At 37.9% G+C, this 21,170-nt stretch carries 17 protein-coding genes and 1 pseudogene; 15 read left to right on the forward strand and 3 right to left on the reverse strand.

Translation table 11 applies throughout. The features are described from left to right. The first annotated feature begins 5 nt into the window (after nucleotides 1–5). The 6 genes and pseudogenes from lacD (at nucleotide 6) to AB3I42_RS13220 (ending at nucleotide 8,895) form a co-directional block, all read left to right on the forward strand. A pseudogene (gene lacD, locus AB3I42_RS13195) lies at nucleotides 6–971 on the forward strand (tagatose-bisphosphate aldolase). Nucleotides 972–1,267: 296 nt separating this feature from the next. Then, nucleotides 1,268–2,944 (forward strand): potassium-transporting ATPase subunit KdpA, encoded by a 1,677-nt coding sequence (gene kdpA / locus AB3I42_RS13200; RefSeq protein ID WP_034866848.1) that lies wholly within the window; start codon nucleotides 1,268–1,270, stop codon nucleotides 2,942–2,944. A gap of 9 nt (nucleotides 2,945–2,953) precedes the next feature. Beyond that, the gene (gene kdpB / locus AB3I42_RS13205; RefSeq protein ID WP_368022548.1) at nucleotides 2,954–4,984 is read left to right on the forward strand and encodes a potassium-transporting ATPase subunit KdpB; all 2,031 of its coding nucleotides are present in this window, start codon (nucleotides 2,954–2,956) and stop codon (nucleotides 4,982–4,984) included. Between the two features lie 12 nt (nucleotides 4,985–4,996). Further along, on the forward strand, nucleotides 4,997–5,530 hold the full coding sequence (locus AB3I42_RS13210; protein ID WP_034700806.1) for a potassium-transporting ATPase subunit C: 534 nt from the start codon (nucleotides 4,997–4,999) through the stop codon (nucleotides 5,528–5,530). 85 nt (nucleotides 5,531–5,615) lie between these two features. Next, nucleotides 5,616–8,198, forward strand: a complete 2,583-nt coding sequence (locus AB3I42_RS13215; RefSeq protein WP_288322687.1) for a sensor histidine kinase KdpD — start codon at nucleotides 5,616–5,618, stop codon at nucleotides 8,196–8,198. A 10-nt stretch (nucleotides 8,199–8,208) separates the two neighbouring features. Beyond that, nucleotides 8,209–8,895 (forward strand): response regulator transcription factor, encoded by a 687-nt coding sequence (locus AB3I42_RS13220; RefSeq protein ID WP_010737908.1) that lies wholly within the window; start codon nucleotides 8,209–8,211, stop codon nucleotides 8,893–8,895. A 181-nt stretch (nucleotides 8,896–9,076) separates the two neighbouring features. Here AB3I42_RS13220 and AB3I42_RS13225 read toward each other — a convergent pair whose 3' ends face one another. Then, complete coding sequence (locus AB3I42_RS13225) at nucleotides 9,077–9,712, reverse strand: pentapeptide repeat-containing protein (protein WP_368022549.1); 636 nt, start codon at nucleotides 9,710–9,712, stop codon at nucleotides 9,077–9,079. Between the two features lie 182 nt (nucleotides 9,713–9,894). On the opposite strand from AB3I42_RS13225, the gene AB3I42_RS13230 reads away from it, so the two are divergent. The 3 genes from AB3I42_RS13230 (at nucleotide 9,895) to AB3I42_RS13240 (ending at nucleotide 12,699) form a co-directional block, all read left to right on the forward strand. Then, nucleotides 9,895–10,656 (forward strand): DeoR/GlpR family DNA-binding transcription regulator, encoded by a 762-nt coding sequence (locus AB3I42_RS13230; RefSeq protein ID WP_010737906.1) that lies wholly within the window; start codon nucleotides 9,895–9,897, stop codon nucleotides 10,654–10,656. 10 nt (nucleotides 10,657–10,666) lie between these two features. Then, the gene (locus AB3I42_RS13235) at nucleotides 10,667–12,073 is read left to right on the forward strand and encodes a Xaa-Pro peptidase family protein (protein ID WP_034866856.1); all 1,407 of its coding nucleotides are present in this window, start codon (nucleotides 10,667–10,669) and stop codon (nucleotides 12,071–12,073) included. Between the two features lie 266 nt (nucleotides 12,074–12,339). Next, on the forward strand, nucleotides 12,340–12,699 hold the full coding sequence (locus AB3I42_RS13240; RefSeq protein ID WP_010737903.1) for a MerR family transcriptional regulator: 360 nt from the start codon (nucleotides 12,340–12,342) through the stop codon (nucleotides 12,697–12,699). A 237-nt stretch (nucleotides 12,700–12,936) separates the two neighbouring features. Here the strand turns inward: AB3I42_RS13240 and AB3I42_RS13245 are convergent, their stop codons facing one another. Beyond that, on the reverse strand, nucleotides 12,937–14,076 hold the full coding sequence (locus AB3I42_RS13245) for a PLP-dependent aspartate aminotransferase family protein (protein WP_081123460.1): 1,140 nt from the start codon (nucleotides 14,074–14,076) through the stop codon (nucleotides 12,937–12,939). Between the two features lie 266 nt (nucleotides 14,077–14,342). On the opposite strand from AB3I42_RS13245, the gene AB3I42_RS13250 reads away from it, so the two are divergent. The 3 genes from AB3I42_RS13250 to AB3I42_RS13260 are packed head-to-tail and all read left to right on the forward strand — an operon-like array spanning nucleotide 14,343 to nucleotide 17,475. Further along, a complete protein-coding gene (locus AB3I42_RS13250; RefSeq protein WP_010737901.1) occupies nucleotides 14,343–14,696 on the forward strand; it encodes a Rid family detoxifying hydrolase in 354 nt (117 codons plus the stop codon). A gap of 17 nt (nucleotides 14,697–14,713) precedes the next feature. Continuing rightward, the gene (locus AB3I42_RS13255) at nucleotides 14,714–16,042 is read left to right on the forward strand and encodes a CoA-disulfide reductase (protein ID WP_368022551.1); all 1,329 of its coding nucleotides are present in this window, start codon (nucleotides 14,714–14,716) and stop codon (nucleotides 16,040–16,042) included. A 5-nt stretch (nucleotides 16,043–16,047) separates the two neighbouring features. Then, a complete protein-coding gene (locus AB3I42_RS13260) occupies nucleotides 16,048–17,475 on the forward strand; it encodes a cation:dicarboxylase symporter family transporter (RefSeq protein ID WP_368022552.1) in 1,428 nt (475 codons plus the stop codon). Between the two features lie 255 nt (nucleotides 17,476–17,730). Here AB3I42_RS13260 and AB3I42_RS13265 read toward each other — a convergent pair whose 3' ends face one another. Beyond that, complete coding sequence (locus AB3I42_RS13265; RefSeq protein WP_181914384.1) at nucleotides 17,731–18,396, reverse strand: transcriptional regulator; 666 nt, start codon at nucleotides 18,394–18,396, stop codon at nucleotides 17,731–17,733. 203 nt (nucleotides 18,397–18,599) lie between these two features. On the opposite strand from AB3I42_RS13265, the gene AB3I42_RS13270 reads away from it, so the two are divergent. The 3 genes from AB3I42_RS13270 to alsS all read left to right on the forward strand — a co-directional run bounded on the left by AB3I42_RS13270 (nucleotide 18,600) and on the right by alsS (nucleotide 21,160). Further along, the gene (locus AB3I42_RS13270) at nucleotides 18,600–18,713 is read left to right on the forward strand and encodes a putative metal homeostasis protein (protein ID WP_010718433.1); all 114 of its coding nucleotides are present in this window, start codon (nucleotides 18,600–18,602) and stop codon (nucleotides 18,711–18,713) included. Between the two features lie 116 nt (nucleotides 18,714–18,829). Further along, entirely contained in the window at nucleotides 18,830–19,324 is a 495-nt protein-coding gene (locus tag AB3I42_RS13275; protein ID WP_010737897.1) for a GNAT family N-acetyltransferase, read from the forward strand. Between the two features lie 171 nt (nucleotides 19,325–19,495). Then, nucleotides 19,496–21,160 carry an acetolactate synthase AlsS gene (alsS, locus tag AB3I42_RS13280; protein ID WP_306690616.1) on the forward strand — a complete coding sequence of 555 codons (1,665 nt, stop codon included), beginning with the start codon at nucleotides 19,496–19,498 and terminating at the stop codon, nucleotides 21,158–21,160. The last annotated feature ends 10 nt before the right edge of the window (nucleotides 21,161–21,170 follow it).

The raw sequence follows: 21,170 nt of genomic DNA on the forward strand, positions 1-21,170 counted from the left end.
AAGCAATGGATGGAAAAATGAAACATTAAAAAAAACTCTGGAATAAAGAACAAATCTTTGCCGCTTTAGCAATTGATCAACGAGGTGCATTACGTAAAATGCTTACCAAAGCAAAAGGAGAAGAAGCAAGTGCGAAAGAGCTGGAAGAATTTAAGATGATCGTGTCTTCGCAACTAACAAAAGATGCGTCAGCGATTTTGTTAGACCCAGAGTATGGCTTGCCTGCAGCGAAAGCGAAAGCGCAAGAAGCTGGCTTACTTCTTGCCTATGAAAAAACGGGATATGATAGTACCGTGCCTGGAAGACTTCCTGATCTTTTACCTACTTGTTCAGTTAAGAATCTAAAAGAGGCAGGTGCAGATGCTTGTAAATTCTTAATTTATTATGATGTTGATGAAAGTGACGAAATCAATGAGCGAAAACAGGTATTTATTGAACGGATCGGCTCAGAATGACAGGCAGAAAATTTACCATTCTTTTTAGAATTAGTTTCATATGATCAAAACATTTCTGATAGTCAATCAAAAGAATATGCGATGAAAAAACCTGGCAAAGTCATAAAAATGATGGAGAAGTTTTCTGAAGAGCGATTCAATGTCGATGTCTTGAAAGTGGAAGTTCCTGTCAACATGCACTATGTAGAAGGATATGGTCAAACGGATTTCGTACATACGAAAGAAGAAGCAGCGAAATTTTTCCAGGAACAAGCTGCTGCTACCCATTTGCCTTATATCTTTTTAAGTGCCGGTGTCGAAGCAGAATTATTTTATGAAACACTACGTTTTGCCAAGACAGCAGGATCGACCTTCAATGGGGTTCTTTGTGGTCGGGCAACGTGGAGTGCTGGGGTAGAAACTTTTGTCAAACACGGAAAAGAAGCGGCGATGACGTGGATGAACGAAGAAGGAAGTAAAAAAATCCAACAACTCAACCAAGTGCTGAAAGAAACTGCAACACCAGTAGCGTTATAAAAAAGGCTATGAATACCATTTGTTCGGAGGGTATAAACATAGCGGGCAACTTTACTGAATGAACATTTTTTGAAACGCTTCTTCTATTTTTATAATGGAGAAAAATAGACAAGAATAAATAATCAAGAGATATAAAGATAGTGTAAAGAAACGATTTAAAGTTTCACACTATCTTTATATCTTTTTTTGTATGATCAAATCATAAAGGAGAGAGGAAAAATGATGATTATATTTGGTTTGATTAGTGCTTTATTAATGATTTATCTTTTCTGGTTTTTATTTAAGGGGGAAGAGTTATGAGTAGTATCATTTATCAAGGATTGTTTTTTTTATTTGTGTTACTAATTCTAGCGTTACCTCTTGGGTGGTATATTAAACAAATCATGCAAAATAACATACCTAAAGGTGTACGATTTTTGCAACCCGTTGAAAAACTATTTTATAAAATAATCGGACCAGTAAGTCAGAAAGAAATGACGGCGAAACGCTACATTTTTAGTGTATTGTCATTAAGCCTTTTTTCGCTCATTTTACTGATTGGTCTGTTAATGACACAAGAATGGTTGCCGGGAGGAAATACAGTTAAAAATCTTTCTTTCCCATTAGCCCTCAATACGGCAGTTAGCTTTGTAACGAATACTAATTGGCAAGCCTATGCTGGGGAAACTACCTTATCGAATTTTTCGCAAATGTTTGGCTTAACAGTTCAAAATTTTGTATCTGCAGGTGTTGGTTTAGCAGTTTTGATTGCCTTATTAAGAGGTTTGACTCAAGTGAAAAATAAACGACTAGGGAATTTTTGGCAAGATTTAACCAGAGGTCTAGTCTATATCTTATTGCCGCTTTCCATCGTTTTAGCCATCTTATTGATCTCTCAAGGAACGATCCAAACGTTTCAATCAGGGCTAGCTTATCAAGGATTAGAAGGAAAAGATTTGTGGTTGTATCTAGGACCAGTAGCAAGCCAAGTAGCTATCAAGCAGTTAGGAACGAACGGTGGTGGTTTTTTTGGAGCAAATTCAGCTTATCCTTTTGAGAATCCAACGATTTTAGCGAATTTTTTGGAAAATATTGCCATTTTGCTCATTCCTGCTGCATTGATTTTTACACTAGGTTTTTGGGTAAAAGAATGGAAACAAGGACGGACGATCTTGATCGTTGCAACCACTTTTGTTCTATTAGCGTTTATCGGGGTAGCAGTTAGTGAATATTATGGACCAAACTTTATTCAAGTGTTAGGTTCGGCCAACATGGAAGGAAAAGAAGTTCGTTTCGGTGTAGGATGGTCAAGTTTATGGGCTGTCAGCACGACTGCTGCTTCTAATGGTTCGGTCAATGCGATGTTAGATAGTTTTACGCCCTTAGGTGGAGCGATCCCACTCTTTTTGATGCAATTAGGAGAGATTATTTTTGGTGGGATTGGTAGTGGACTATACGGCATGCTTGCTTTTCTTTTGTTAGCCGTTTTTATTGCTGGTTTATTAGTTGGTCGTACGCCCGAATATTTAGGGAAAAAAATTGAAGCGTTTGACATCAAGATGGCTAGTTTAGTTATTTTGACTCCTTTAATGTTGACCCTCTTTGGAGCTATGGCCTTGATCAGCCACAGTGAAGTCTTCACTTGGTTAACTAATGAAGGTCCTCATGGATTTAGTGAATTATTATATGGTGCAACTTCCTTAGCGAATAATAATGGGAGTTCATTTGGCGGTCTATTAGCAGATACGCCGTTTATTAACTATTTAGGCAGTTTCTTGATGCTGCTTTCCAGATATCTACCGATCGTTGCGATTTTATTCCTAGCAGAAAACATGGGGAATAAGAAAAAAGCAGCGTTGAGTCCAGGGACATTATCAACCGTCAGTCCAACGTTTGTTACGATGTTGATTATCGTCATTTTAGTGATCGGCGCCTTGAGTTTCTTACCAGCATTAGCCTTAGGACCAATTGCTGAGTATTTTACAGTAAAGTGAGTGAGAAAAATGAAAAAAATCTATTTATGGGCTGTGGGTCAATCGTTCAAGAAGTTGGACCCACGACAGCAATTAAGAAACCCAGTCATGTTTGTTGTCTATTTAGGCGCGATTTTGACAACCATTTTGTGTTTTTACCCGATGGATGTACCGTTATGGTTTAGTCTTGCGATTACGGTTTTCTTATGGTTGACTCTATTATTTGCCAATTTTGCTGAAGCCGTTGCTGAAGGTCGTGGGAAGGCACAAGCGGATAGTTTGAAGCAAGCGAAGAAAGAAGTAATGACCTATAAGATCACCCGTTTAGAAGATGTGCAAGAAAAAAACTTTATTGAGATCCGTTCTTCTGATTTGAAAAAAGGCGATCTGGTTTATGTCCAGGCAGGTGAACAAATCCCAGCAGACGGGGACGTTATTGAAGGGGCTGCCTCCGTCGATGAAAGTGCCATTACTGGAGAATCAGCACCAGTCATTCGGGAATCCGGAGGGGATCGAAGCGCTGTGACAGGAGGAACGACAGTCGTCTCTGATTATTTAGTGATACGGGTCACTTCCGAAAACGGGCAATCATTTTTAGATAAAATGATTGCGATGGTGGAAGGCACCCAACGAAAAAAAACACCCAATGAAATCGGGCTGCAAATCTTTTTGATCACTTTGACGATCATTTTCTTAACAGTTTCGATTACGCTGATCCCGTTTACTCACTTTAGTAGTCTGCTAGCAGGAAAAGGTAGCCCGCTTTCTTTAATCATTGTGATTGCGTTATTGATTTGTTTAGCACCCACGACAATTGGTGCGTTGATCTCTTCGATCGGTATTGCTGGTATGAGTCGATTGACAAAAGAAAATGTCATTGCCATGAGTGGTCGAGCAATCGAAGCGGCAGGAGACGTCGATGTCTTATTATTGGATAAAACAGGAACGATTACGCTGGGCAATCGACGTGCAAGTGAATTTTTACCAGTTCATCAAGTGAGTGAACGAGAACTGGCGGATGCTGCCCAACTTTCCTCTTTGGCAGATGAAACAGCAGAAGGCAGAAGCATTGTGATTTTAGCCAAAGAACGATTCAATCTACGGGAACGTGAATTTCAGCAATCTGAGGTGAAATTTATTGATTTTAGTGCCAAAACAAGAATGAGCGGGATCGATTATCGCGGGGACGAAATTCGTAAAGGCGCGGCTGACACTATGAAAAAATACGTGGAAGCAAATGGACATACCTATCCTGAAGAATGCGATCAATTAGTGGCTCAAATCGCACGTGCAGGGGGAACCCCATTAGTAGTTGTCAAAAATTACCAAGTTTTAGGTGTCGTTTATCTCAAAGACATTGTAAAAAATGGTGTGAAAGAAAAATTTGCGGATATGCGGAAAATGGGGATCAAAACGATCATGATCACAGGGGATAATCCCATGACGGCGGCAGCGATTGCAGCAGAAGCGGGCGTTGATGACTTTTTGGCAGAAGCAACACCAGAAAACAAAATGGAATTAATCCGTGAGTACCAAGAAAAAGGTCACCTTGTAGCAATGACGGGTGATGGAACGAATGATGCTCCGGCATTAGCACAAGCTGATGTAGCGATGGCAATGAATACAGGAACCCAGGCTGCCAAAGAAGCAGGGAACATGATCGACTTAGATTCAAGCCCTACGAAGCTCCTGCAAGTAGTTCAAATCGGCAAACAACTATTGATGACTCGTGGAGCGTTAACGACCTTTAGTATTGCCAATGATGTTGCTAAATATTTTGCGGTGATCCCAGTCTTGTTCTATAGCATCTATCCACAACTAGATCAATTGAACATCATGGGACTTAGTACGCCTTTAACAGCTATTTTATCTGCGGTCATTTATAACGCGGTGGTGATTGTGGCATTGATCCCGTTAGCGCTGAAAGGTGTTGCTTACCAGGAAAAACCAGCTAGTCAAATCCTAAGACATAATCTACTTGTCTACGGATTAGGAGGGGTCATTGCACCATTTATTTTTATCAAACTGATTGATGTCATTTTATCATTCGTGATTTTGTAAAGGAGAAAAGTGATACGAAAAACAGTTATGGGAAGTATTCGTTTTTTATTGTTAAGTTTACTTGTTTTTGGAGGGGGTTATACATTACTAGTTACCGGGGTCGGTCAACTATTTTTCAATGAACAAGCTAATGGTAGCCAAGTTACCAATGATGGGAAAGTCATAGGTTCGAAGTTGATTGGGCAACCTTTTGAATCAACTCGCTATTTTTCTGGACGGAATGAAAAAGTTAGCCAACTGTCACCGGTATCCAAGGAACAGGCTTCACGTGTGGAACAGAGAACGAAAAAACAACTTCAAGAAAACCCAGCGCAAAAAGAAGTTCCGGTGGATCTAGTGACTGCTTCGGCAAGTGGTGTAGACCCGGATATCAGTGTGGAAGCAGCCAATTTTCAAGTGTCAAAAATCGCTCAAGAGCGAGGTCTTAAAGAAGCGGATATCTATGCTATAATAGAAAAAAACAGCCATAAGGATTGGTTTTCAGACCGCAAATACGTTAATGTATTACAATTGAATCTTTCGTTAGATCAGATGTCTGATTCATAATCGGTTCTAGCCATTTTCTTGATTGGTTTTAGCCAATCAGAAAATGGCTCAGACTTACATAAAGGATAAGTTGGAGGGGGAAAGGATGTCGTTATCGAGTGTATCAGAAGATTTTATGCAAAAACAGCAAGGGAAGAAGGGCAAACTAAGAGTATTCTTTGGTTTTGCGGCTGGTGTCGGTAAAACGTATGCGATGCTCTTAGAAGCTAGAGAATTATTTGCCTTAGGTAAAGATGTCGTGATTGGCTATATTGAGCCTCATGATCGACCAGAAACGAATCAACTACTCGAAGGTATGCCTCAGATCCCACCCAAAGAAATCAATTACAAATCAATCACTTTATTTGAACCTGATATTGATCGCTTGATCAAGCGAAAGCCCGAAGTAGTTTTGATCGATGAATTAGCACACACCAATGCGCATGGTTCAAGAAATAAGAAACGTTACCAAGACGTGGCAGAGTTACTGAATGCTGGAATCAACGTTTTTACAACGATTAATGTGCAACATATCGAAAGTTTGAATGATGTTGTTGTTAATGTAACAGGTGTGGAAGTAAAAGAAACCGTGCCAGATACTTTCTTTCAACAAGCATCTTTGAAAGTGATCGATGTTGAGCCGGAAGAATTGATCTTACGGTTAGAAGAAGGAAAGATCTATACCAACGAAAATGCAAAACGAGCCTTAAAAAATTTTTTTACCCCACAAAAGTTGAATCATCTGAGAGGTTTAGCGATCCAAAGAGCTTCCGACCATATCAATCAAGTTAGTAGTCAAACCAATCGAATCCAAAGCAAGTTGTTGACTATTGTTAATGACGATTTTCCTAAAATGGCAGAAAAGTGTATTCGTTGGACTGCAAGATTAGCGCAGGGCTTAGGTGCGCAATGGGTCGTTATTCAGATTCGTTCACATGAAGACACGCCGACAAACTTACCACTTGCTGACAAACTTGGTGGAGAAGTGATCAGTATGGAAGAAGAAGGAAGCTTTGAAACGATCGTTGAATACGCTAAAATGACTGGTATCACAGATATCATCATGGGAAAGAATCTACGACAACCATGGTATGAACGATTATTTTTAGAATCGTTTGAAAACCGATTGCTGAAGCGATTGAATGATACAGAGATCCATTTGATCCCATTTCAAGAAACTAGACCGTCTTTTTTATTTCATACAAGAAAAATCATTGAAGGCGGCGGGAAAGATCTAGGGTATGCATTAGGTGCTGTTTTTTGTGCCACTTTAATTACTGAGTTGATGCAGTATTTGAACGTCGGTGATCAAAATCTGATGTTGATCTATCTCTTTTTCGTCTTATTAGTCGCTCGGATGACTTCCGGTTATTTTTGGAGCGCTTTAGCATCAATCCTTAGTGTACTATCGTTCAATTGGTTTTTTGTTGAGCCGCTTTATTCATTGACAGTCTATAAACAAGGCTATCCGTTCACTCTTTTGATCATGTTTTTAGTTGCTCTGATGATTAGTAACTTAATGGTGCGGTTAAAAAAACAAGCAGTTTATTCTATGGAAAAAGAGCATCAAATGGAAATTCTTTATGAATTGAATAAACAATATGTGTTAGCACAAGATCAACAACAAATTTTTGATATTACTGCGACGTATCTTTCACGTTTGTTAGATCGGGAAGTGGTTCTCTTTGATTCTGAAGGACAAGTGAAAAGTGTGCATCGTGTCGATCGGAAAAAATCAAGACTTAACATCAGTGAAGAAATTGCAGTAGCTGTTTGGACAGCAAAAAACCAACAGGAAGCAGGAAATGGAACCGATACCCTCGGAGGAGCAAAAGGATTCTATTTACCGATCCTTACTAATGGAAAAGTCGTAGCTGTTTTAGGAATGGAACGAAGTCATTCCCACGACCTACAAAACGATCAACTAAACTATTTAAAGTTGCTCATTACACAACTGGCAACGATTCTGGAACAAAATCAATTGAAAAATGAGAAAGAGCAAATCGAACTTGAGAATGAACGAGAAAGAGTCCGCAGCAATTTGCTCCGAGCGGTCTCGCATGATTTGCGGACACCATTAACGGCAATTTCAGGGATTGCGGAGACGTTAAACAATGAAAAAAGTGTGTCGAAAGAAACCCAACAAAAATTATTGCAAGATATTCAAGATGAGTCCCAATGGTTGATTCGGATGGTGGAAAATTTATTATCGATTACACGGATCAATATGAATACAATGAAAGTGAATAAATCAGCGGAACCGATTGAAGAAATTATCGAAGCTGTGTATAGTCATTTGAAAAAAGTGTATCCAGATAGCCAATTAGATGTCGTATTACCAGAAAACATGCTATTCATCCAAGCAGATCCTATTTTAATTGAACAAGCTTTGTTCAATTTGATTGAGAATGCTTTGAGACACGGTGAAAAACAGCAACCTGTACGATTGACTGTGAGCCAAAATGGAGAAGAAACGAGGATTGAGATTAGAAATAAGGGTGAGATTCCTATTGAACAATTTCAAAAAATCCAAAATAATCTGACTCAACCAAATGAGGTGCCTGTTGATTCTAAAAACGGATTGGGAATTGGTTTAAGTATTGTCAACACGATCATTCGTGCTCATAACGGACAAATGGAGATGATTGCCGATAATGGGGAAACGATTGTCCGAATCTATTTAAAGTAAGGAGTTTTTTATGAATAAGATGATCTTATTGATTGAAGATGATCCCAATATTACCGACTTCATGGAAGTGGTTTTTGAGCGAGAACAATATAGATTAACGGTAGCAGCAAATGGGATGGAAGCTTTAACTGCTTTACAGGCAGAAACATTTGATGTCATTTTACTTGATCTAGGTTTACCTGATATTGATGGAATGGATCTCTTGAAAATATTGAGGAAACGGATGGATCTTCCGATCGTGGTAATCTCTGCACGAAAGGACGAAAATGAAAAAGTAGCCGCCCTTGATTTAGGAGCAGATGATTACGTCACCAAACCTTTCGGGACTAACGAACTTCTAGCTCGTATAAGAACAGCTTTACGCCATAAGAAAACCAAAGAAGAACAGACGTTGATCGTAGTAAATAATGCATTGAAAATCGATTTTGATAAGCAGTTGGTTTATAAAAATGACCAAGAAATCCATTTAACAAAAAATGAATATCGATTACTTAAATGTTTATTTGAGCAGATTGGTAAAGTAGTCACTTATCAAACCTTAATGACCCAAGTATGGGGACCATACAGTGAAGATTCCCAAATTTTGCGAGTCAATATGTCAAATATCCGCAAAAAAATTGAAACAAATACGTTGAAGCCTGAATATATCATTACTGAAATTGGTATTGGTTATCGCTTACGTGATTACCGCTCGTAAACATAAAGATGAAACAGTGAAGTCTGTTTAATAAGTATTAGATCCGAGAAAGATAATTAAAAAAGGTTATAAAAGAAGCAAATAGCTCCGAGCAAAGCAGAGCAGAGCTAGCTGTATCTTTCATGACCTTTTTATGGTGTTCATCGTATTACTTCTAGGGAATTAAACCTAGGTTATTCACTTACTCTTTTATAATTAGACCTAACAATGTAGAGAATTTTAAGGCCTGGTAGGTTGAGACCTGGCAACCTTTTAATTCATTGATCGTAATGCCTAATGTTTCAAAATTATAGGAGCTTAAATCAACGCCTTTTAAAGAGGTTTGCTGAAAATTCGCTTCGTTCAATTCACAATTGTCAAAAATGATTCCTTTGAAGTGACAATGATAAAGATCGGCGTTTTCCAATGAACAATGGCAAAATTGATTATTCTCCATTTTAGCATAGCCAAAAGCAGCTAGATTGATTAGACAATCTTTAAAAGTAACGTTTTTAATCGTTGATTCTTGAAAGGTTGTCCCAAGTAGTTTGCAATTGATAAATTCTACTCGGTGGATAGAGGCTTTTGTCATATTGACGTTGGAAAGATCACAATTTGTAAAGCGAACATCTACGAACTCGACCTGACTAAAATCGCTATTTGTAAATTGACAGTGATCAAATTCCATATTGTAAAAACGTGGACGATCGAAAAATGCTTCGATTGCTTCGTCATTGACTACTTTGCACATTTCAAGCATTGGTTCCTCTTCGGAATAGATTGTAGAAAAGGGCTTAAGTGGTAATGTGGGAGAAATTTTTGGAGGAACGATTTTCATAGATTCATCTACTTTCCTATATAAGATTTTTTCATATCAGTAACGGAATCATCGTTGTCTGCTTATTATAGCACAAATCATTTGATTGCATTTGGCGATTTTTTTGCGACAAAATGCGATAAATTGCAAAATATTGCAAAATGTTGCAAACTGTAGTAAAGTGACTTAAGGGAGGCGGTTTCATGCTGAGGGAAATTCGTTTGAAAAAAATAATCAAAATCATGAAAGAAAAACAAAATGCTGCGATTGATGACTTAGCAGAACAGCTGGAAGTATCTAAAGACACGATCAGACGTGATTTAATGAAGTTAGAAGAAAAAAATATAGTTCGCAGAACACACGGCGGAGCGATTTTATTAGAAAGAGAAGCAACTATTTTTGATTATGAGCAACGTTCAACTAAATTAAATGGAGTGAAACTTCAGTTAGGAAAAACCGCTGCAGCTATCATTAAAGACAATTCATCGGTTATTTTCGATTCCTCCACTACTGTAGAAAGTGTGATCAATCAAATAGGGATGAAACCTTTGACAGCTATCACTAATTCTTTGACTCATGCGATGCTGTTAGCAAAAAGGTCAGCAACTACGATTACGCTATTGCCGGGAAAATTGCACAAAACACAACTTTTTTTACATGGCTCAGATACTATTGAGAAATTAAAACAATACAGTGTAGACTATACATTTTTAGGTGTTTTTGCTTTATCGTCTGAAGGGATATTCATCCATACGGAAGAAGAAGGACTTGTCAAACGCCAAATGGTCAAACAGGCAAAAACGGTGGTTGCTTTAGCAGATCATACAAAAATGGATAAAACCGGTTTTTTTAAGGTTTGTGATTTAAAAGAGATTGATTTTCTAGTAACAGATCAACCTCCCAGCAAGCAGTTGCAACAAGCTTTGATAAATAATCAGGTGGAATGTCTTATATTAGATCAATAAAGGAGTAAGTATGGAAAAGATAAATATAATTTTAGATGTGTTGACTGAGCCGAAAACATTTGCAGATGTCTCACCGGTTTTCTTAACAGATGAAACGATTGAGATGAGAAAAAAACGAATGATACAAAGGATGAGAGAAGAAGCGATTGACACACTAATCATTTATGCAGATCGTGAGCATGGTAGCAATTTTGAATATTTTACAGGATTTATTCCACGGTTTGAAGAAGGATTATTTGTTATGGAAAATAGTGGAAAAAGTACCTTGATTTTGGGAAATGAAAATCTGAAACTATGTAAACATGCACGAATCCAATCAGAATTGGTTCATTATCCACCTTTTTCATTGCCGAATCAACCAATGGATCACGAACAACCTTTAGAACAATTATTTACCTCGTTAGGGTTCGTTGAAAAGAAAAAAATCGGGGTAGTTGGTTGGAAAATGTTTACTACACGGAAGAAAGAAGCGACCAAGCTATTCGATGTTCCTCACTTTATTATTGAAGCAATCGAAAAAGTAAAAGGTGAAACGACTGAACTACTAAATGCTAGTTCGCTGTTGATCGGGGAAAAAGGAATACGGAGAACAAATAATGCCAATGAGATCGCTCATTATGAATTTGGTGCCAATCTAGCTTCTAGTTGCATGTTACAAGCACTAAACAAGATTGAAGTAGGTGTAAAAGAGTCTGAAATTGGAGCATTGTTAAATGGAAAAGGACAACCGAACACGGTAGTGACAATTGCTGCGACAGGGCAACGTTTCGAATATGCTAATCTTTACCCAACCGATAAAACAATTAAACTTGGGGATGCGTTGTCTTTAACTACTGGGTTTAAAGGTGGTCTATCTAGCAGAACAGGGTTTGTCATCGAACATGAAAAACAACTTCCGTCAGAGCAAGCGGATTATTTAGAAAAAGTGGCTAAACCTTATTTTCAAGCAATTGTTCATTGGTTAGAAACAATCAAAGTGGGGATGAGAGGCGAAGAAGTTTATCAACTAGTTGAGACTGTTTTACCAAAAAAACAGTTCCATTGGCATTTAAATCCTGGTCACTTGACAGCAGATGAAGAGTGGTTAGCTTCACCTATTTATCAAGAGTCGCAAGAAATACTTGAAAGTGGGATGATTTTTCAACTAGATATCATTCCTTCAGTTCCGGGTTATACAGGTGTTAGTGCGGAAGAATGTGTGGTATTAGCTGATGAGGCACTGCAAGCAAAAATCAAAGAAAAGTATCCAGAATTATGGCAACGCATTATGATTCGTCAAACGTATTTGAAAGAAGTGCTAAACATTGATTTAAGTAAAGATATTTTACCGCTTTCCAACACGGTTGCATACTTACGCCCTTTTTATTTAGCAAAGAATCAAGCATTTCGTGTACAAAGAATAAAATCCACATCTTGATGTACGAGTGAATGATAAGAGAAAATTCGTAGGAGTAACAGGAGCTGTATGGTTCGTTACTTCTCGAATTTTTTAGGTCTGCTAGCTTTTTTGAGAAAAATCCCTTATAGTGAGAGCCGAAAGACTAGATCATTTTTTGTACGTTGTTTCAAATGCGACGATGATCATGCATAAATCTCCATTCGTTTATTGGGTTTGTCCAAGCAGATAAATGTTAGGATAGTCGTTTATGAACGAGATGGAACAGAAAAAAGGGGATATCGACTATGAACATCAAACAAGTGAGTGAAACGAAAGGGATCTCGCCCGATACATTACGTTATTATGAGAAAATTGGTCTCATTCCACCTGTACATCGCACGAAAGGCGGAATCCGTGATTATACAGAAGAAGACCTCAACTGGGTAGATTTTACAATTTGTATGAGAAATGCTGGCTTATCCATTGAGTCGTTGATCGAATACAATAAATTGTGTAAGCAAGGAGACCAGACAATTGCTGCTAGGAAGCAATTATTGATGACAGAAAGACAGCATTTGATTCAAAAGATCGATGAGATGCAAGAGTGTTTAACACGATTACATAAGAAAATCGAGAATTACGATCGGTATTTATTAGAACAATAAGATATTAGTCCATGTTAGCCAACAGTTGGTTAAGAGAACTTTTATAGCCCAAATACAACAGTTCTGAAATTTTTACCGATGATGAAATAAAAAAATTTTGATGAAAAAGAAGGCGTGTCGGAAGTGTCTAACTCTAAGAAATAAGCCGGATAGTCCCAAATAGGAGGAACTATTTTGGGACTATCCGGCTTATTTTCGATGATAGAACTCACCATGAATATCAGACAGTGAGTGAAACTACATAGCATTTAACGCATCATCAAGATTAGCGATCAAATCTTCTACATCTTCGATCCCGCATGAAAGCCGAACTAAAGTTTCAGTGACACCCATCGCTAATCGATCCTTTTCAGGCATACTGGCATGAGACATCGCCCAAGGATAAGAAAGGATGGATTCCACACCGCCGAGACTGACAGCTACGATTGGTACACGACAGTGTGTGAATAAGGTTTCAATTTGCTTAACTGAATCTACTTCAAATGACAAAATAGCACCACAGTCTTCGCATTGTTTTTGATGGATCGAATGTCCAGCATGCTGTTCAAGACCAGGATAATAAACGTTTGTTACTTTCGGATGATTGACGAGAAAGTTAGCTAATTCACTAGCGTTTCGAACTGATTTTTCCATTCTTAACCCCAGCGTTTTAACGCCGCGCAATAGTAGCCAAGCATCTTCAGGACCCAAAATCCCGCCCAGTGCTTTTTGATGTTCCTTTAATTGCTGATACAGCTCCTCGTTATTTGTAGCGACCAAACCTGCAACAACGTCACTATGTCCATTGATAAACTTTGTTGCACTATGTATCACGATATCAACACCTAAATCTAAAGGATGTTGTGAAATGGGTGTCATAAATGTATTATCTGCAACTGTTAAGATCTGATACTCGTTAGCCAATTCAGTCACTTTCTTTATATCAGTGATTGTTAATAATGGATTGGAAGGAGTTTCAATGTAAAACATTTTTGTTTCTTTTTTAATCGCTTTTTGCCAAGAATCAATATCCGTTTCATCAACAAAAGTGCAATCGATCCCGAAACGAGCTAAGAAAAGATGGATGCTTTGGAAGGTTCCACCATAAATATTTTTACCTAGTACTAAATGATCTCCTTTGGATAAAAGGAACAGGACAGCGTTAATAGCAGCCATTCCTGATGAAAAGGCTAAACCGAACTGCGCGTTTTCTAATGAAGCAATACATTTTTCCGCCGCTTCGACAGTAGGGTTACCAAAACGAGTGTAACTAAAACCTGTGTGAGTGAAGACATTTTTTTGATGAAACGTGGAAGTTTGATATTTAGGTATCGACGATGCGCCTGTAACTGGGTCGATGACTGGGTAATCGTGTAGAATTTTTGTATTGATATTCATATGGGTTTCCTCCAAACCTACTTCATGTATCTCAAAAATAACACATTCATTTCCGTTGTGTCAACGCTTTCTTGATAAAAAATTATCAATGAAATTAATTGCTTGCGTTAGATTTTAAATAACATTAGTTTTTATAATTTTATTTTAAATAAAAGAATTTTTGCGGTTTTTAAAAACTCTGAAAGTGGTTGACTGCCTTAAAAATATATGATAATTTTTTAGTGTAATTGTATTATATGATAAAAAATTATTAAAGGAGGAAAAGAATGAGTAGCAACAAATTACCGTATGAAAAATATCGCGTGGCGGGAGACTTGATCTTTGTTTCTGGACAGTTACCAATCGATCCAACCACTGGTGAAATCGTTTCTGAAGAGATTAAAGCACAAGCGAACCAAATTATGATCAATATATCACAAGTGTTGGAGGAGCTAGACTTGACCATGAATCAAGTGGTTAAAACGACTTGTTTTCTAACTGATATGAATCATTTTGAAGCATTTAATCAAGTGTACGCAGAACACTTTGGTGAACGTTTCCCAGCACGATCAGCTTTTCAAGTCGTTGCCTTACCAAAAGATGCTTTAATAGAAATCGAATGGGTTTTATCTAAAGCATAAGAAAAGAGGAAGAAAGAATGAAAATAATAATCATTGGTGGAATTGCTGCAGGAATGAGCGCAGCGGCCAAAGCAAAGAGAGTCAATCCAGATGCAGAAATCATCGTGATTGAACAAGAGGATTATATCTCTTTCGGCGCTTGTGGGCTTCCTTATTATTTAGGCGAAGAATTTAATAATGAACAAGAGATGTTTGCTCGAACGCCTGAACAAATCGAACGTTTAGGAATTAAATTATTGTTGCGCCATCGAGTAGAATCAATCGAATTTGCCACTAAAACGTTAGCTGTAAAAAATTTAAGTACAAATGAAGTGAGTCATGAAACTTATGATCGTCTGATGCTGGCTGTCGGTGCAAAGCCGTTTGTTCCTAACATTGCTGGTATTGATTCTAGTGATGTATATACGATTACAAAACTTAATGAAGTCAAACGACTACAGCAAGAATTATCAAATTATCAAAATATTGTCATCCTGGGTGGTGGATTTATTGGCATTGAAGTAGCTGATCAGTTAACGAAAGCAGGAAAAAATATTCATTTGATCGAGATGGCTCCTCACTTGATGAATCGTTCATTTGATCCGGAATTTTCTACTAAAATTAAAGAAGCTATTGAAGAAGAAAATGTAAGGGTTTCCTTGGAGGAGTCTGTTCTAGAGATCGAAAAAAATCATGAACAAGTGGTAGCTGTCAAAACGAATAGAGGAAGTTATCAGGCGGATGCGGTGATCGTTGCTGCTGGATTTGTTCCTAATACCAGCTTTTTGAATGATCAATTGGAATTGTTAGGAAATGGTGCAATTAAAATCGATACATACGGGAGAACGTCTCAAAAAGATGTATTTGCGGCAGGTGACTGTGCTTCGATTCCCCATCGAATCTTAGGGGATATTTACCTTCCTTTAGCGACTACAGCGAATAAAATGGGACGGATCGTTGGGGTCAATCTTAGCGGTGTACAGATGCAGGAATATTCAGGGACATTAGGCAGTAGTGCGATCAAAGTAGGAGAGTACGAGGCAGCAGCGACTGGTATCACTGAAAAAATGGCAAGAGAAAAAGGATTAGATATCAAAACGACTTGTATTGAGACAATGAATCACTCGAATTATTATGGAACTCAAGAAAAAATCATGATCAAACTGGTTTATGACCGACAAACAAAAGTGTTGTATGGTGCCCAACTATTCGGGAAAAATGAAACAGTTCTTCGTGCGACTGGCTTAGCTGTTGCGATACACGCTCAAATGACGACTGAAGAATTAGGATTTGTTGATTTTGCTTATGCACCACCTTTTTCTTCTACGTGGGAAGCACTAAATGTTGTAGCAAATACTGCAAAATAAAGGGGATGAATAAATTGATCGATGCACCTTTTTTTACTCAATTTCTGAAAGTAAGTAATTATTATACTGCGGGAGGAATCGCTTTGCTGATTCTCTCCCTTGGGGTAATGAAGTACCTCAAAGACAAACGGATTAATTTCTCAAAACGAATGATTTATGCTCTTATTCTTGGTTTGCTTTTAGGGGTTGTCATTGATTTGATTGGTTCCGATAGCGAAATTTATACCGAATTTGCTCGAACGGAAATCAATGCCTGGTATGCCCTAGTTGGTTCAGGATTCTTGAAGATGATCCAGTTGCTAGCTATTCCTGTCGTGTTCTTATCGATTATCAAAGTAGTGATTGATGTCAAAGGAGAACGGTTAAAATATTTGACGGGAAAAACTTTTGCAACATTACTAGGGACTACAGCTATCTCTGCGGCATTGGGGATTGCGGTTGTCAAACTCTATCGGCTTAACGGTGCAGAGTTTGCTGGAGACTTGGCAGCAGACAAAGCAGAAAGTATTAGTAATATTGCTTCGCAAAGTTTCCCAGAATTTTTCTTGAAACTGATACCTAACAATATAGTTAGTGTGATGGGGGATAATGGGAGTATTGTATCGGTTGTGATCATAGCGGCTATGTTTGCTGGAGCTATTCGCTTCTTACAAGTCAAAAAACCGGATCAAGTGGCACCTTTTGTTACGTTGTTGGACTCATTAAAAGTAACCGTCATTTCCGTTTTAACTAACGTGATCAAGTTGATGCCGTATGGGGTTGTTGCTTTAGTAAGTAATACAATTATTTCTAGAGGGATTCAAGCAATTATGGGAATGATCGGATTTATTGCAGCTCTATATACTGGTGTTCTTTTGATGTTGATCGTTTATGTCATTTTATTACTATTCATGGGTGTGAATCCAATTGTTTTTTACAAAAAAGCATTTACGACACTATTGTTTGCTTTTTCTTCCCGTTCAAGTGTAGGAACTTTACCTTATACTTTGGAAAATCTGGAAGAAGATCTAGGTGTGTCTCAAGAAACGGCAAATTTTGTTGCTACTTTAGGAACTTCGATTGGTATGAATGGACGTGCTGGTGTATTCCCTGCTATGCTTGGTGTTTTAATGGGATCAGCTGTTGGCGCAGAAATGGATCTATCCTTTTATTTCTTGGTGGTCGTTGTCGTTACGGTAGGATCCATCGGAATTGCTGGTGTACCTGGTACGGCGACCGTTGCTGCGACAGTTACTCTTAATGGCTTAGGGTTTGGACACACGATCGCAAGTATTGGAGCGATATTTGGTATCGATCCGATTGTTGATATGGGACGTACCATGTTGAACGTCGCAGGCTCAATGGTTTCTGCGATTATGGTAGATAAGTGGGAAGGAACATTTGATAAACAAGCGTTTTTGGCACCATTGAATAAAAAAAATGAAGAAGAGTAATAGACAATGGGAAAAGTTATGTGTTCAATTAGTGATCAAATGATATCTGGGTAATGAGTTGATACCAACTCGCTGATTAGATCGTTTTTACTATAGCTTTCGCCTGTTTCAAAAGTGAAACAACCAAGAAATAAGACGGCACGCCTTAGTGAAGAGGAGTGCCGTCTTTAGTTTCAAAGCCCATCATGTCTGAGAAGCTGTTAAAAAAATGCTTGCTTATTGTCATTGGAGGTAACCGATGCTTTCGCAATCTCTTTACTTTTCTCCTTCAGCAATCTTCAGGTAACGATAAACGCTGGGATCTGATATGTTGAGAATCTTAGCCACTTGTGAAACGGCGCCTTTGATTTGGAAGATTCCTTTTTCATTTAATTGGCGAATGATTTTAATTTTCAACTCTTTATTTAAAGGAGTCTGTTTGTCCAAGAGATCGGAGGGGACGATAGAGTAGATAATCCCTTGAATGGTTTCTTCCAAGATCTCAACGGATTCGGGGAGGTGATTTGTATCAAACACTGCAAGTGGTTGTTTTTCTGTTGATAAGCCAGCTAATGCGAGTATCTCCTTTGAGAGTGACTGATATTTGCTGATATCTTGATTAATGCAAAGTAATCCGACTATCTTCTGCTGATCATTGCGTATAAAAAAAGTGGCACCTCTTAATTTTTTCCCGTTGATTGTTTGTGCATCATAGTTGACTAAATAATCTTGTTTAAGATATTTCTTTGAGCGCACCATTTCTAAAGCGAAACCAGTAACAGGAGAATGGATATCTCGTCCACTTATATGATTGTTTTCAATGGCAGCGATATGAAAATGACCTTCTTCCAGATGATGAAGAACCACTTCATAGTTTTCCCCTAAAGCTTGTCCGAGGAATTTGACCAGGGATATATATAGCGTTAATTGAGTGTTATTCATTTTCTCACCTTGATAATTTTTTGTTACTTTATAATACCATCTTTGTTTGCTGTTTACATTATAAAATAATCGTTATTTCATTTTATTTTTTATTGACAAATTTTTTGGGTGAAGTTATATTGTTTGTATAAATCGTAATCATTACTATTTGAGTTCGTGAACGGTTTATTTGATAAAAATAGACTTGAAAAAGGGAGAAAGCAATGGAAAAACAAGACTTAGCGAGTGCTTATCGTCGGCTAAAGAGCCCCAATATCAAAACGAAAAAAAGAGCGTTAAAAATCATTCATCAATACAAACGTAATAAAAATAAGTAAAAACTATCATTTGCTAAAAAACGTGTTTGTTTTGATTAGTGATCCTATCAGTAGATTCTTGTCTTAAAAATTTGAACTGGTATAATAGTTTTTAAACAAAAAAAGGTGTGTACTATATGATCCGTTATTCTATAGCAGCTAAAGAAGATTTACCTCGCATCGTGGAGATTTACAATCAATCGATTTTAACGAAACAATCAACTGCCGATGTAACGCCCGTAACTATCGAGGATAAATTGGCATGGTTTGAAGCCCATGATCCTAAGAAACGCCCACTATGGATCATGCAAGAAGCAGGAGTAATCATTGGCTGGATCAGTTTGAGTGATTTTTATGGACGACCAGCATATGATCAAACGGTAGAAATCAGTATTTATATTGATGAGACCTATCAACATAGAGGTATTGGGCAGTATGCTATGGACTTTGTAGAAAAACAGCTCCCTGGCTTAGGTATTGAGACCGTACTAGCCTTTATCTTCGATAGTAATCAAGCGAGTCAACGTTTATTTGAAAAAAATGGTTATTGTTTATGGGGGCTACTGCCTGAAGTTGCGCAAATCGATGAGAGATTGCTTGGGTTAGCTATTTGGGGAAAATCGTATCGCTAATCAAATAAGCTGTAGTTTCATGAATTTTTCTGAAACTACAGCTTATTTTTCATATTACTACACAAATGAAAAAATTTGTGTTACACTCTTTTTGTGAAACAGTTTGTAAAACTGTGCTAATGAAAAAGCGTTTTTCGAGAGAATGTTTAATGAAAAGGGAGTAATATTGTAATGGATGATGAAATGAAACAAGGTTCTAGAGCTGTAGTAGAAAGTTTAGCAAATCACCAAGTCGAATATGTTTTTGGGATTCCAGGAGCAAAAATCGATGGGGTGTTTAATGAGTTAGAAGATCAAGGACCAGAATTAATCGTTACGAGACATGAACAAAATGCCGCTTTTATGGCTCAAGCAATTGGACGGATCACAGGCGAGCCAGGTGTCGTCATTGCTACTAGTGGTCCTGGAGCTAGTAATTTAGCAACTGGGCTAGTGACCGCTACGGCTGAAGGTGATCCGGTTCTTGCAATTGCAGGACAAGTCAAACGAAGCGATCTACTTAAATTAACTCATCAAAGCATGGACAATGCTGCTTTATTTCAGCCAATCACTAAATATAGTGCAGAAATTCAAGATCCAGAAACAATTTCAGAAGTGATTGCCAATGCTTATCGAATGGCTAAAAGTTCGAAAAAAGGAGCAAGCTTTATTAGTATCCCACAAGATGTGGTAGATGCGACTGTAAAAAATGAAGTCATCAAACCTCTAAAAGATCCACAATTAGGTTCTGCTTCCGCTGGCGATATCGATTATTTAGCGGAACGTATTCAAGAAGCGAAATTACCTGTTTTATTAATTGGGATGCGAGGTTCAAGTAAAAAAGAAACAGCAGCGATCCGTAGATTAGTAGCAAAAACAGGCTTGCCGGTGGTAGAAACTTTCCAAGCCGCTGGTGTGATCTCTAGAAAATTAGAAAACTATTTCTTTGGCAGAGTCGGTTTGTTTAGAAATCAACCAGGAGATATGTTATTGAAACGAAGTGATCTAGTGATTGCGATTGGTTATGATCCAATCGAATATGAAGCAAGAAACTGGAATGCTGAAAAAGATGCTCGAATAATCGTTATTGATGAAACACCAGCTGAGATTGATTCTTACATGCAGCCAGAAAGAGAATTAATCGGGGATATCTCTGAAACATTGGATCTGTTGACGGATTCTTTAACACCGCATCAAGTGTCACGTGATGCGAAAGAATACTTAGCCTTTTTGCAAAATAAATTAACTGAGCGTGATATTGTGCCAACGAAAGACCGCGAAGGAATTTTACATCCTCTAGAAGTCATTAATACACTCCAAAATAAAGTGACAGATGAGATGACTATTACTGTAGATGTAGGTAGTCACTACATTTGGATGGCACGTCATTTTAGAAGTTATGAAGCAAGACATCTATTATTTAGCAATGGGATGCAGACACTAGGCGTTGCTTTACCATGGGCAATCTCTGCTGCATTAGTACGTCCTAAGACACAAATCATTTCGGTATCTGGTGATGGTGGTTTCTTATTTTCTGCTCAAGATCTAGAAACAGCTGTTCGTAAAAATTTGAAGATCATTCATTTGATTTGGAACGATGGTCGTTACAATATGGTAGAATTTCAAGAAATCATGAAATATCAACGAGCTTCCGGTGTGGATTTTGGCCCGGTTGATTTTGTAAAATATGCGGAAGCTTTTGGTGCTAAGGGGCTTCGTGTGTCCTCTGTCGCTGAGTTGGAACAAGCAATAGAAGAAGGATTTAAAACGCAAGGTCCAGTTATCATCGATATTCCAATCGACTACCGTGACAATGAAAAACTTGGTGAAACGATTTTACCAGATCAATTCTATTAAGGAGATGCTA

The sequence above is a fragment of the Enterococcus sp. C53 genome (assembly GCF_040887425.1).
In the GTDB taxonomy this organism is placed as follows: domain Bacteria; phylum Bacillota; class Bacilli; order Lactobacillales; family Enterococcaceae; genus Enterococcus_B; species Enterococcus_B hirae.

Coding starts and splice junctions, on each gene's coding strand:
- kdpA (WP_034866848.1), top strand. CDS start 1,268: ATGAGTAGTATCATTTATCAAGGATTGTTTTTTTTATTTGTGTTACTA.
- kdpB (WP_368022548.1), top strand. CDS start 2,954: ATGAAAAAAATCTATTTATGGGCTGTGGGTCAATCGTTCAAGAAGTTG.
- AB3I42_RS13215 (WP_288322687.1), top strand. CDS start 5,616: ATGTCGTTATCGAGTGTATCAGAAGATTTTATGCAAAAACAGCAAGGG.
- AB3I42_RS13220 (WP_010737908.1), top strand. CDS start 8,209: ATGAATAAGATGATCTTATTGATTGAAGATGATCCCAATATTACCGAC.
- AB3I42_RS13225 (WP_368022549.1), bottom strand. CDS start 9,712: ATGAAAATCGTTCCTCCAAAAATTTCTCCCACATTACCACTTAAGCCC.
- AB3I42_RS13230 (WP_010737906.1), top strand. CDS start 9,895: ATGCTGAGGGAAATTCGTTTGAAAAAAATAATCAAAATCATGAAAGAA.
- AB3I42_RS13235 (WP_034866856.1), top strand. CDS start 10,667: ATGGAAAAGATAAATATAATTTTAGATGTGTTGACTGAGCCGAAAACA.
- AB3I42_RS13240 (WP_010737903.1), top strand. CDS start 12,340: ATGAACATCAAACAAGTGAGTGAAACGAAAGGGATCTCGCCCGATACA.
- AB3I42_RS13245 (WP_081123460.1), bottom strand. CDS start 14,076: ATGAATATCAATACAAAAATTCTACACGATTACCCAGTCATCGACCCA.
- AB3I42_RS13250 (WP_010737901.1), top strand. CDS start 14,343: ATGAGTAGCAACAAATTACCGTATGAAAAATATCGCGTGGCGGGAGAC.
- AB3I42_RS13255 (WP_368022551.1), top strand. CDS start 14,714: ATGAAAATAATAATCATTGGTGGAATTGCTGCAGGAATGAGCGCAGCG.
- AB3I42_RS13260 (WP_368022552.1), top strand. CDS start 16,048: ATGAATAAATTGATCGATGCACCTTTTTTTACTCAATTTCTGAAAGTA.
- AB3I42_RS13265 (WP_181914384.1), bottom strand. CDS start 18,396: ATGAATAACACTCAATTAACGCTATATATATCCCTGGTCAAATTCCTC.
- AB3I42_RS13270 (WP_010718433.1), top strand. CDS start 18,600: ATGGAAAAACAAGACTTAGCGAGTGCTTATCGTCGGCTAAAGAGCCCC.
- AB3I42_RS13275 (WP_010737897.1), top strand. CDS start 18,830: ATGATCCGTTATTCTATAGCAGCTAAAGAAGATTTACCTCGCATCGTG.
- alsS (WP_306690616.1), top strand. CDS start 19,496: ATGGATGATGAAATGAAACAAGGTTCTAGAGCTGTAGTAGAAAGTTTA.